At 70.1% G+C, this 10,308-nt stretch carries 9 protein-coding genes; 2 read left to right on the forward strand and 7 right to left on the reverse strand.

Annotated elements, in window-relative coordinates:
* From MXD95_RS06405 to MXD95_RS06425, 5 genes are all read right to left on the reverse strand, one after another.
* Window positions 1-422: hypothetical protein (locus tag MXD95_RS06405; protein WP_250639613.1), on the reverse strand; the 422-nt coding region annotated here is incomplete at its 3' end.
* 494 nt (window positions 423-916) lie between these two features.
* On the reverse strand, window positions 917-3,844 hold the full coding sequence (locus MXD95_RS06410; protein WP_250639614.1) for a helix-turn-helix transcriptional regulator: 2,928 nt from the start codon (window positions 3,842-3,844) through the stop codon (window positions 917-919).
* Window positions 3,845-4,333: 489 nt separating this feature from the next.
* The gene (gene ypfJ / locus MXD95_RS06415; protein ID WP_250639615.1) at window positions 4,334-5,206 is read right to left on the reverse strand and encodes a KPN_02809 family neutral zinc metallopeptidase; all 873 of its coding nucleotides are present in this window, start codon (window positions 5,204-5,206) and stop codon (window positions 4,334-4,336) included.
* Window positions 5,207-5,659: 453 nt separating this feature from the next.
* Complete coding sequence (locus MXD95_RS06420) at window positions 5,660-6,274, reverse strand: ester cyclase (protein ID WP_250639616.1); 615 nt, start codon at window positions 6,272-6,274, stop codon at window positions 5,660-5,662.
* A 299-nt stretch (window positions 6,275-6,573) separates the two neighbouring features.
* Entirely contained in the window at window positions 6,574-7,044 is a 471-nt protein-coding gene (locus tag MXD95_RS06425) for a hypothetical protein (RefSeq protein ID WP_250639617.1), read from the reverse strand.
* A 287-nt stretch (window positions 7,045-7,331) separates the two neighbouring features.
* On the opposite strand from MXD95_RS06425, the gene MXD95_RS06430 reads away from it, so the two are divergent.
* Window positions 7,332-8,234 (forward strand): TerB family tellurite resistance protein, encoded by a 903-nt coding sequence (locus MXD95_RS06430; RefSeq protein ID WP_250639618.1) that lies wholly within the window; start codon window positions 7,332-7,334, stop codon window positions 8,232-8,234.
* Window positions 8,235-8,359: 125 nt separating this feature from the next.
* On the opposite strand, the gene MXD95_RS06435 is transcribed toward MXD95_RS06430, so the two are convergent.
* Together MXD95_RS06435 and MXD95_RS06440 are read right to left on the reverse strand one after the other, a co-directional pair.
* Window positions 8,360-8,575 carry a hypothetical protein gene (locus MXD95_RS06435; RefSeq protein ID WP_250639619.1) on the reverse strand — a complete coding sequence of 72 codons (216 nt, stop codon included), beginning with the start codon at window positions 8,573-8,575 and terminating at the stop codon, window positions 8,360-8,362.
* A 152-nt stretch (window positions 8,576-8,727) separates the two neighbouring features.
* Window positions 8,728-9,192: an SCP2 sterol-binding domain-containing protein gene (locus MXD95_RS06440; RefSeq protein ID WP_250639620.1), complete on the reverse strand. Its 465-nt coding sequence runs from the start codon at window positions 9,190-9,192 to the stop codon at window positions 8,728-8,730.
* Window positions 9,193-9,363: 171 nt separating this feature from the next.
* Between MXD95_RS06440 and MXD95_RS06445 the strand changes: the two genes are divergently transcribed.
* Window positions 9,364-10,194, forward strand: coding sequence for an aminotransferase class IV (locus MXD95_RS06445; protein WP_250639621.1), 831 nt, complete (start codon window positions 9,364-9,366; stop codon window positions 10,192-10,194).
* Window positions 10,195-10,308: the final 114 nt, after the last annotated feature.

The following is a 10,308-nucleotide window of genomic DNA, read 5'->3' on the forward strand; positions in this document are numbered from 1 at the left end:
GCGGTGTTACCACCACCACCGCCGCCACCGACCGTCGTACCACCCGCCGTATTACCACCACCAGGGCCACCACCACCAACCGTCGTACCACCAGCGGTGTTACCACCACCGCCGCCGCCACCGACCGTCGTACCACCCGCCGTATTACCACCACCAGGGCCACCACCACCAACCGTCGTACCACCCGCCGTATTACCACCACCAGGGCCACCACCACCGACCGTCGTACCACCAGCGGTGTTACCACCACCGCCACCAACGGTCGTACCACCCGCGGTGTTACCACCGAAGGGGCTTCCGCCGACCGTCGTGCCGCCGGCCGTGTTTCCGTCGGCAGCCATGGCTGGTGGTGCGACGGCGATAGCGATGCTTGCTGGAATCGCTGCCAGCATCACGCAGGCCCGCTTCTTCAGATTCGTCATGACACTCCTCACAGCGCGGTCGCATCGCCACGCGTCACGCACGGCGATGAATCGAGGGCTTGGCGGCCCTCTGCTTTCATCCCCGTACCGTCCGCGCGATGTGAGGGGTCGGGAATCAAATACCCCGGGGCTCGGCCACCACCGGCACCCCAGGGACCCCTGGAAACCGCGCCGGCCGGCACCACATACCAGGGTTTCCAGGAATTTCATCCGGATTTGGTCCGATGCGAACCCTGGGTGGACGGCTTGGGGGCCCGCGAAGCGGCAGTATGCGGCCGCAACACCGAACGTCCGGATTCGGGATGTTCGGGCCTGGATGCAGAGCGAGTCGCCACGGTATGGGCAGCGAACTCCACCCGGGACGGGCCGGGACCAGACCTGGCCAGGGGACCGGGGAAGACGGCGAGCCTCGCCGCGGCGGCTACCGGCTACCGGCTACCGGCAACCTCGCACCATCATGGCAGGTAGCGCGGGCGACAGGGACGGCTGTCCGGTCAGCTCTCCTGGACCGTCAGATCCGCGGGCAGTGCGGCGGCCAGCTCCCGGCGGGATCGAAGACCGAGCTTCGCATACACGTTGCCCAGGTGATATTCGATCGTCTTCACGCTGAGCACGAGCTCGTGCGCGACTCCGGCGTTGGACTGCCCGGATGCGACCAGCCGCGCCACCCGAATCTCCTGAGGCGTGAGGGCGTGCAGAGCGGCGTCCTGGCGCTGCGGAGAGATCCGCCCACAGCTGGCCAGTTTCCGGTCGCAGTCCGCCACGTAGGGCTCGGCCCCAAGACCCGCGAATCGGACCCGGGCGGCCTGGAGCAGGTCAGCCGCGCCGGTACGCCGGACGCTGGCCGAGAGGAGGGCGCCATAGTCGAACTCCAGGAGTGCCTGGTCGAAGGGAAGCTGCAGCCCGGCCGCGAGTGTCAGACCCTCCTGGTAGAGCGCATCGGCCTGTTCGACGTGTCCACGGGCGACCTCGATGGCGGCCCCGACCCGCAGGCAGGCAAGCCGCGCCGACCGGCGGCTTCGTGCCTGGGTTGCTTCCGCGAACGGAGCGAGCACCGTCGCCGCCTCTTCTGGCCGGCCGACCTGTGCCAGCGCCTCCGCGTAGAGGGGACGCCAGAGCATCCAGCGGGGTTCGGGCGGTTCCTGGCGCCCATCGATGCGGTACTCGCTCATCTGCGCCACGGCGGCCTCGGCGTCCCCGACGGCGCGAGCCAGCCACAACCGCGCCTTCATAATCATGACTTCGGTGAAGGGAAGGGCTGCGCTGGGCAGACTCGTGGCGATGTCCACGTGCTGCTGGGCCTTCGGGTTGCCGCGGGCGGCCAGCGGACACGCGGCGACAGCATGGCAGGCTGCCAGCAGCCAGCCCTGACCAGCCGAGGTGGCCAGGGTGACCGCCGTCTCCGCATGCTCGATCGCCTCATCCCAGCGGCCGGTCTGGAACTCGGTCCGCGCCAACTGGATGAGGGCGAACAGGCCGAACGGCATCGTCCATTCCTGGCCGTTGCTCACCGCCATCGCCGCCAGAAACGCGTCCCGGGCCGCATGCGTGTCATCCGAGGCGAGCCGCACCATTCCTCGTCCGACCAGGCCGTCCGGCTGGAAATCCCGCCCACCGACCGGTACCGCGCCAGCCGCACCGGGCGGCCCGTCGGCACGACCATCGGCCGACACGGCGCCAGACACGACCTCGGCAGCCAGCCGGTCCGCGGCCTCTCTGTCCCCCGCGTCGGACAGCGCGAGAATCAGGATGTCCCGCAGGTAGGTGGGATCACCCGGCGGCGGGGGGCCGAGCCGCAGCGCCTGCCAGCCCCACCACGTCGCCGCGCCGACGTCTCCCGCGCAGTAGTGGCAGAAGGCCAGCTGTTCCCCGATGGCACGGGCCAGGGCCGGACGGGCGGTGGAATCGACCATGTGCCATGCCCGGCTTAGATGCGCGGTGGCCTCCGGCAGCGAACCGCGCAGCATCGCCAGTCGTCCCCGCAGGTAGTCCCCTCGTACCTGGTCCAGCAGGCGGGACAGATCCGGCAGCAGGCTGGCCGCATGGGCCAGCTCGCCGCCCCAGAGCAGATAGTCCAGAGCATCGGTGATGCGCCGCTCCCGGGCGGGGCGGTGGGGGCTGAGCCGGGCGGCGGCCAGCAGATGTTCGGCCGCGGACCGCCATCGCCCGGCCATGGCCTGCCGCCGGGCGGCCTGCTGGACCTCCAGGGCCAACCCCTCGTCTGGGATGACCGCCGCCGCGGCCCGGTGCCAGAGCCGGGACTGCGGATCGTCGATCTGGACGGCCGCGCGCAGGTGTAGCTCGTTGCGCTGGGCCGGGCCGATCCCGTGGTAGACCGCCGAACGTACGAGCGGCCGGGGGAAGACGACCAGTCGGTCGATGGTCGTGGTCTTCTCGAGAAGCAGCGAGGCCTCGACCGCACCCTCGAGGGCGAACGCCGCATCGTCCACGGCGGCGACCCCCGCCGCGTCCGCCAACCGACAGGTCAGGCCGAGGACGGCGGCAGCGTCCACCAGCCGCCTGGCCTGCTCGCCGCACTCGGCAAGCCGAGCGAGCACCTCCTGGGCGAAGGCGGACGATGCGGGCAGTGGATCGGCATAACCATCGAGAGCCCTGGCGGGCAGTTCCTCGAGCAGGGCGCGCGCGTGCAGGACGTTGCCGCCGGTCAGCCCGTGCAGGCGGTCCGCCGCCCAGAGTGACAGCGGTGGGAGCGACAGCCGCGCGGCGAGTTCGCGTAGCTCGTCCGGGTCCAGCCCGGTGAGCCGGAGCATGCTGGCGGGCTCGGTGGCCAGACGCCGCAGCCCCGGAGACAGCTCGGACAGCGCGCCCGACATCGTGAGCACGCAGAGTACGCGGTCGCCACGCAGGCGGCGCAGTGCGAAGGCCAGTGCCTGCTGGGAGAGCTCGTCCGCCCAGTGTGCGTTGTCGACGAGCAGCACGGTCGTGGCACCGCCGACGTCAGGGCTCCCGCGGACGAGCCTGACGAGCGCCTCACCGACCGCAAAGACCTCCGCCTCACCGGCCGCTTTGCCCATCTCCGTCAAGGCCGCCGTCTGGGTCAAGGCCGCCATCTCCGTCAAGGAGACCATCTCTGGCGAGGCTGCCATCTCCGGCGAGGCTGCGAGCTGCGAGACCACGCTGAACGGCACGGCCGCCTCTGTGCTGTCCGCACTGGCCATGAGGACACGCGCACCGGACGCTCGCTCGCTGCCCCGACGCACGTGCGGGACGGTGGATCGGGTGTCGTCGGACAGCTCCGTGTCCGACGACAGTTCCTCGAGAAACGCCCGCACCAGCGCCGTCTTGCCGAAGCCGGACTCACCATGGACGACGACGAGTCGCAGTCGTCCCGTGCGGGTCTCCGCCAGCCGCTCGGCGAGAAACCGCAGCTGCGGTGCCCGTCCCACCAGTTCCATGTCCATGCCGGCGTCCTCCCCGCACACGCCTTCACGTCCATGTCCCCGACCGGTGATTCCCCGACCGGAGGTTCCCCGACCGAGATCCCCGGTCACGGTCCCTGCCCACGTCCGCGATCAGGGACCGTGATCGAGCCGGAGGTCGGACGCCACCGGCCTTCTACGTACCCACCCACCACGACCGGTAAGACCGGGTCATCCCTTCACGGTGTGTCACCGGGGTCGAACGTCCAACGGCCACCGCTACGAGACGGGGACGTCCGGCGAGGTGGAAGGGTCGTCGCCAGGGTAGGGACCCCAGGCGGGATGTTCGTCGCGTGGAACCAGGGGGTGGTGTGCATCCGTTCGTCGAGGTCGAGCTCCTGGGTGTCGACGTGGCGGTCGAAGTGGATGATGCCGATGTTGCCGTCGACGCACGGCGCGATCCCCCCGCACGGTCGGATGCTCGCGGACCGCGATGCTCCGGACCAGGACGGATGCGGCTTGGGGGCGCCGTCAGGCGTGCGGGACGGTGCCGCAGGAGGCCATCGTGGCGCCACGGTAGCCGGTGAGGAAGGCGCTGCGGCGCTGCTCGGCGGAGCCATGGGTCCACGTCTCCGGATTGACCTGGCCGGCCCGCGCCTGGATGCGGTCGTCGCCGACGGCCTGGGCGGCCCCGAGCGCCTGGTCGAGTTCGGCCTCGCCGATGGTCAGGTTGCCGCCGGCGTTCGCCAGCGTGCTCCACACCCCGGCGTAGCAGTCGGCCTGCAGCTCGAGCTGCACACTCAGCGCGTTTTCCTGGGACGGATCGGCCTGCTGCGCCTGGCGGACGCGGGCCTCCTGGCCCGTCAGCGTCTGCAGATGGTGCCCGACCTCATGGGCGACGATGTACGCCTGCGCGTACCGCCCCTGCGCACCGTAGTTCCGCTGCAGCTGGTCAAGGAAGCCGAGATCGATGTAGACCTTGCGGTCCGGCGGGCAGTAGAACGGCCCCACCTGCGACGACGCGGTACCGCAACCGGTGTTCACCGCCTGGGAGAAGTAGACCAGGCGTGGCTTGGTGTAAGTCTGGCCGGAGCGGCTGAACTGGGCTCCCCACACCTCGTTGATCTCGTTGAACGCCTTGAGGACGAAGCAGTCGTCGTACTGGTCGATCGCGCCGGAAGTGTTGCAGCGCCGCGCGACGTCCCCGGACGTCCCACCGCCCGACAGCGACGACGGTGACGACGACCCCGACCCGCCGCCGAGCACGGTGACCAGCAGGTAGATGACCACCCCGAGGATGCCCGCACCCCCGGTGCCGAACGCGACCCCCCGCCCGACTCCCCCGCCGCCACCGCGCTGGTCCTCCAGCTCGGAGGCATCCACCCGCTGGTCGTCGAACTCCATGCCCCGCCCTCCGCCGATCCTCCGGCCGTCCGCCTCGGCACTCAACCGCTCAGCCAACCGGCCCGCCGCCCAGTCAGCCGCCCAGCCGCTCGGCGGCTCGGCGTGCTCAGCCGCTCAGCCGCCACTGGCCCGCTGGCCCGCTTGCCAGGTGTGCCAGGTGTGCCAGGTTCCGGATGGAGTATGTCCCGGACGATCAGCCGCCGAACATCGACCCCGCCGCCGAAGCGCACTTCACACCGACCAGCCCCGTCACAGACTCCGCTGGCCTACTCCCCGTTTCTCGCCGCCTCCCGTTTCCCGCCGCCCCGCGGACCGCTTTCCCATCCTCGCCGGGCCCGACGGAGGCCTCCCACCACCCCGAGCCAGCCGCCTCCCTGTCTCCGCCGGCCTCGACGGAAGCTCCCGCTGCCAAAATTCACTCTCTGCAATGGCATCGTCAGTCTCAAGATCCAACTAGGTCGCTGGGGGCGTATTTGTGTCCGATTTGCCCCCCACGACGACCTGCATAGGCGGATCTTGCTCGCCAATCGACCGCGCGGCGTGACGACCAAGGGATTCGTGGTCGGGGTCGGGGGCCTGGTCGGAGGCGAGGGCAGGGGCGGGGCGGGGCAGGTCGGTGGCCTCGGTCACGGCGCCTGGGCCGCCCAGGACATCGGCGCCGCCAAGCTGACGGGCCAGGCGGGTCTGGTCGTAGTAGAGGCGGTTCTCGGTGATCAAACCGCCTTCCACCCGGTACACCTCGACAACGCGCAGGGTGATCCGGCGACCGCTCGGCGGATGCACGGTGCCGTCGGCGCCGCGCAGCACGCCGGTGTGGGTCGCGGACAGCGTGTACTCCTCCACGACGAGCTGCCCCTGTTCGGCGAGGACATGCGTGTCGATGTCCACATCGCCGAAGGCTGCGAGAAACTCGGCGCTATGGCCGGCGCCGGCCTCCCGCCCCTCGACCCGCACGCCGCCGGGCGCCTCGACGACCAGGTCCTCGTGCATCAGGGCCAGCGCAGCCGGAACATCGCCGGAGTCGAAAGCATCCAGCGCTCGCCGCACCGTATCCAGGGCCTGCCCCACCCATGCCTCCCCCGCCGTAGCCGGCACCCGCCGGCACACCAAGGGTGATCGTCCCACTCGGCAACGCACACCGAGGCCAGATCCTCGCCTCCGCCCAGCGACCTCAGATTCCGATCTTGATGGTGGGGAGAGGGACGATACCGTCGAAGCGCGTCGTTCCCGGGAGGCATTGTCTCCCTCAGGTGTGTCGTGACCAGGCAAGGAGTCCCCACGTCTGGCTGGCGAATGCGGCCGCCGCCACCTCCGACTCCGGCCCGCGACGATTCATGACACTCCTACGGGCGCACCCCAGGGGCGGATCAGACGCCGGTGGTGGAGCCGGGGCGGATGATCATGAGAACGGTGACGGCGACCCACAGCAGGTTGAAGACACCGACACTCATCGCGAGCCGCCGGCTGGTGGGACCGGCGGCTGCCACCGGAAGGGCGGCGGTGATCTCGTCCATCAGGTCGCGCTGGGCAGGCAGCACGGCGAAGGCGAGGACCAGGGCGGCCAGGCCCGTCAGCGCGATCGCGGCGATCAGCCAGCCCTGGCTCAGCACGCCGAGGCTCTGGGCGGTGAGGAATCCGAAGACGACGACGAGCAGCCCGACCGCCGAGTAGATCCCGCAGATCCGGTACAGCACCCGGCTGACCGCGGCGGCATGGGCGTCGCCCGGCCGGGTCAGCGCGGCCCGCGCGGCCGGCGGGAACATGCTCGCCGCCACGGTGACCGGGCCGATGGCGATGATCGCCGTCAGGACGTGCACGCTGAGCAGGAACTTGTTCACGGACACCTCATCGCGGCGTGCACCCGACCGCGCCCGGCCGCGCTCACTGCGACACGGCCCACGCGATCCGGGTGGATAGGACGGTTCACCCCGACGCTACGACCCACCCGCGACCGGTCTGCCGCCCGGATGCCACCCCCGGGCCCGCGTACGACGTTGTACGAGACGGACATCCCGGCCGGGGGATGACCCGGACGCACCGCTGTGTGTCGTTGTCGACCCGTCTGCGAGATGATGCGCAGAGCGAGGGATCCACCCTGCGCCGTGCGTCGCCGGGAGGCTGTTGTATGCCGCTGCGGACCGCTGTTCGCTTTGATGTCCGGTTGTTGCTGCGGATCGATCACCGGGTGCTGCTGGCACGGCCGCCCGACGATGCCTGGCATGTGCTGCCCGGCGGGCCGGTGCAGGGCGACGAGTCGGCCGACGACGCGCTCGAGCGGCTGGTCGGGCGGCTGGCGGGCCCGCGGGTGGTGTCCCGGCAGTTCGTCGGGGCGGTCGAGCACGACGGCAGCGTCTCGGGGCGGCCTTCCGCCACGGCGGACGACCATGTGCTCAGTGTGCTGTTCGGCGGGATCTGGCCGACCGACATCCCGACTCCGTCGCGCTGGGGGGATCACACGCTCGTCCCGGTGGATATCGGCGTTCTGCTGGCCACCCGGCTGCGTCCGGTGTCGATGGCCGAGGTGGTCCGCGGGTGGCTCGCCGAGGGTTGGCCGCTGTGGCGGGGGCTCGACCCGATCGGCGGATCGCGGCGGCTGCCGTCACTGGCGTCGTTGCGAGCCCAGCTGTTCGCCCGCCGCGAGGAGTTGCGGACGTTGGCGTTCCGGGACGCGGCGATCGCGATGTGCGCACTGGTCACCGTGGCTGACGGCCGCATCGACCCGACCGAGCGGGAGGGCCTGCGCGCGTTCGCCGCGACCGACCCGGTGCTGTCGCAGTTCCCCGAGCGGGAGACGGTCACGTTGTTCGAGGGGCATCTTGCCCGGCTGACGGCCGATCTCACCGCCGGCCGGACGACGGCTCTCGCCGAGATCGCCAAGGTGCGGGGGCGGGCGGCGCAGGCCTCGGCCGTGATCCGGCTCGGCCAGGTCATCGGGCTGGTGGACGGCGAGTTCGTGGCCAGCGAGCAGGCGGTCGTCCGGGAGGCGGCGCTTGTCCTCGGCCTGGACCCGGCCGAGTTCGCTCTCTGACGCCCACGCCGGTCGCAGCAGGCCGCGTCGGTCTCCGTTCGGACGGGTCCCATGCGGACGCGCCGCGCCGTGCTTGGCCTGCGATGCCCCGGAGACCGGTTGCGCTCGATGTGTGCGGCGGGTGCTCAGTCGACGTCGTCGTCCGGGTCGACGTCGATGACCTCGACGACGCCGATGGCTCGCCAGTTCACCTCAAGGACATCGCCACTGGCCAGCAGGATCCGGTCGAGCCCGGTGTTGCCGTGCTCGCCGCTCATCACCTCGCCGGCCCGGCGACGCAGAGCAACCGGATCGGTGCCCGCAGGCAGGTCGAACTGCTGACCGTCGAGCAGCAGGCGCATCATCCAACCTCCCCTGTCCCGCCTGGGGCGGGGACGAGCCGACCAGCTACAGTCGGCCGATCATCACTCTCACCGCCAGAGACTAATACTCTCCGTACAGGGATCGCGAGGATGGTCGGGATGGCGCGCCTGCTTCGAACGTCCGGACCAGGTCAGTCCTCCTGCTGCGGAACGCCGAACCAGCTCATCACCTTGCCACCGAACTTCATGTCCCCATCCACCTTGATCTTGCGGGTGAGGAACAGCTTGGCGCCGCTGGCCTGCCCGGTCAGCACACGGATGAAGCGCACCCGGTCGGTAGTGATCTTCAGCTGCTTCTCGTTCGCGGCGGCCGCGGAAGCCTCATGCGCAAGTGCGCACTGACCGTTGCCGATCCGCAGCTCGTACGTACGGGTCTCGCCGCCCGGACCGCCGGTGAGGTCGAACCGCACGAGCGCGTTCTCACCCTGAGCCTGCTCGGGACGGAAGTTGGCCTGCATCTCCTGGAAGATCACATCCAGGACGTCGTTTCCGACCGGGCTCGCGAGCACGTCGGAGACCTCCCGCTCCGACATCCCGGTCAGCGTGGTGACGAGCTTGGCCGGGTCAGCGGCGGGGTCGACGGCGAGGTCGGACATTGACCACTCCATTCGTCTCGGCAGGCCATGCGCCTGCTAGATGCCGGGCTTCGGCATTGACACCCGCCGGCTTCGCGGGCACGTGTGCACGCTAGCGAACCTGGATGTGGCGTACGTCGCCTGGTAGCACCTTGGCGTGAGCCGCGCCGGGCCGGTCGTTATCGTCGCGGGATGGTCGCCGCCGTGCAGCCCTACGTCGAGGTCGATGGTCAGGCAGCCGCACCCGCGTCCTGGGGACAGCTCGCGTTGCACTCCCACGGACATTTCACCGTCATGCAGGTGCGCGCCGGCGGGACCCGCGGCCTGAGGCTGCACCTGGACCGGCTGGATTCCGCTCATCGCGAGCTGTACGGCGAGCCGCTTGATGGCGAGCTCGTACGCGCGCGAATACGCCAGGCGTTGCCCGCATTTTCTTCGATTGCCGCCGCGGGCGGCGTTCCCGGCTCGGCGGCGTCCCGCTCGGACGCCCTGGCTGTGGACGCCACGGTGCGCGTCATTGCCACGGACCCCGCCGGCATCGGCCCGGGGCGGCTCGTCGTCGCGGTCGGGCCGCCAGTCGAGGCACCGACGGCGCCGCTGCGCCTGATGTCCGTGCCTTACCTGAGGCCCTTCCCGCATATCAAGCATCTGGGCACCTTCGGTCAACTGGAGTATGCCCGGCTCGCCCACCGCCGCGGCTTCGACGAGGCACTGTTGACCGGGCCGGACGGAACCATCGCCGAAGGCGCTCGGACCAACCTCGGACTTCTCGCCGGTGAGACCGTCACCTGGCCGGACGCGCCGTGCCTGACCGGCGTCACCATGGCTCTCCTTCAACAGACCACAGGCAACGTGTGCGCACCCGTTCGGCTGGCGGACCTGACTCGTTATGACGCCGCGGTCGTGACGAACTCGCGCGGGCTGTCCCCCGTCGCCACGATTGACGACCACAGTTTTTCCGGATCGGACTTCGCGGATGAACTGGTCAGACGATACCACGCCATCCCCTATGACCGTATCTGAGCAGCGTTCGATTTGGGCCAGGGTTCATCAATATGATTGAACCTTTTCCATCCTGGTTCTTTGAATTGGAGGCCGGATCAGTTCGGTTGATGTTGCGTCAGGTTTGACCGCAGG

It is taken from the genome of Frankia sp. AiPa1 (assembly GCF_023243075.1).
Lineage (GTDB): Bacteria > Actinomycetota > Actinomycetes > Frankiales > Frankiaceae > Frankia.

Excerpts from the sequence above, each read along its gene's own strand:
- MXD95_RS06410 (WP_250639614.1), bottom strand. The coding sequence starts at position 3,844 with ATGGACATGGAACTGGTGGGACGGGCACCGCAGCTGCGGTTTCTCGCC.
- ypfJ (WP_250639615.1), bottom strand. The coding sequence starts at position 5,206 with ATGGAGTTCGACGACCAGCGGGTGGATGCCTCCGAGCTGGAGGACCAG.
- MXD95_RS06430 (WP_250639618.1), top strand. The coding sequence starts at position 7,332 with ATGCCGCTGCGGACCGCTGTTCGCTTTGATGTCCGGTTGTTGCTGCGG.
- MXD95_RS06435 (WP_250639619.1), bottom strand. The coding sequence starts at position 8,575 with ATGCGCCTGCTGCTCGACGGTCAGCAGTTCGACCTGCCTGCGGGCACC.
- MXD95_RS06440 (WP_250639620.1), bottom strand. The coding sequence starts at position 9,192 with ATGTCCGACCTCGCCGTCGACCCCGCCGCTGACCCGGCCAAGCTCGTC.
- MXD95_RS06445 (WP_250639621.1), top strand. The coding sequence starts at position 9,364 with ATGGTCGCCGCCGTGCAGCCCTACGTCGAGGTCGATGGTCAGGCAGCC.